This is a genomic window from Salinisphaera sp. PC39, assembly GCF_040361335.1.
Classification (GTDB): domain Bacteria; phylum Pseudomonadota; class Gammaproteobacteria; order Nevskiales; family Salinisphaeraceae; genus APNM01.
The window spans coordinates 1-1,092 of the sequence record NZ_APNM01000035.1 but is presented as its reverse complement, the minus strand read 5'-3'; the positions used below and the strand labels follow the sequence as shown (position 1 = coordinate 1,092).

Below are 1,092 nucleotides of genomic sequence, written 5' to 3'. Positions count from 1 at the left end.
CCATGCCGGGCATGGCGCAGTGGTGGCCGGTGCGCACGGCGACGCCGGCATAATTGCGGCATGGGTCGCGTCTTCGAGATGAAGGCGGTGCCGAATGTTGTCGGCATCCCGGAGAGATGAGCTATCTAATGACGAAGGTCGTGGCGCATGGCCTTGTGGGCGGTACTCCCCGCGATTGGGCTGGTGGTGGTTTTACATCGGCGCTGTGGCTATAGCGGTGGGCAGCGAGTCGAGCAGGGCAAATAGTCTTTTCCGAGCGCCATGCTATTGCGATCTGTGCTGGTGCGGTGGATTGCGCTATAAAAGGGCTGGGAGCGTATCCAGTTACAGGGAGGTGGTATGCCGTTGCACATGAATGTTGCCGTCATTTTCCATGGCGACGATAGCGAGTTGCCTGACGCGGAAAAGGCGGTCAAGCGTTTCGTCGATACATGTCGCTTGTATTCGCGGCAGGAGTTGGAGCTTTATTGCGGCTTCATCCGAGTCGATTTTCCGCCGCCGGTAGAGGTGTTCGAGAAGGACGCCAGCTATGGTTACTTCGCCCGCGAGAAGGATTTGAAGCCGGTGCTGGACCAGCATCGCCCCTGCGGCGTGATTCGCATATACGATCATGGTCGCGCGGGTCAGGCTTTCGCTAAGGAGGGAACCTTGCCTTCGGATTGGGCGGCGCCCGGCGCCATGGCGCTGTCCTGGTCAGTGGTGCCGCCGTATACGGCCTTGGCCTGGGATAGCTGGCTGGACAAGCTGAAAAACAAGCCGGAGCCGGTCCAGAACGTGCTGATACACGAATTTCTGCATCAGCTCGATTATATGTTCAAGCGCGTCGGGGTGGGCAATTTCATGGGATCGCACAAGGGCGTGGATAAATACGATGATGCCTTTGCGGTGCTTGACGATCAGAAGACACCGGTGCCCTGGCAGTCGCTGGGCGATTTGACCGGCGCCGATTGGCGTTAGGCGAACTGTTCCATCGCCGTCGTTCTACGCTACGCGCCGAAAATCCGCTGTACGCTGCGCATGCCCTCGATGAGGGCGTCGACGTCGGCGTCGTCGTTGTAGGCGGCGAAGGAGGCGCGGGCGGTGCCGGCGACG

The 1,092-nt window shown here is 60.0% G+C and carries 1 protein-coding gene; it reads left to right on the top strand.

Going from position 1 to position 1,092, the window contains the following annotated elements; genetic code table 11:
- Window positions 1–339 precede the first annotated feature (339 nt).
- Window positions 340–957, top strand: coding sequence for a hypothetical protein (locus tag PC39_RS16600; protein ID WP_353254532.1), 618 nt, complete (start codon window positions 340–342; stop codon window positions 955–957).
- The last annotated feature ends 135 nt before the right edge of the window (window positions 958–1,092 follow it).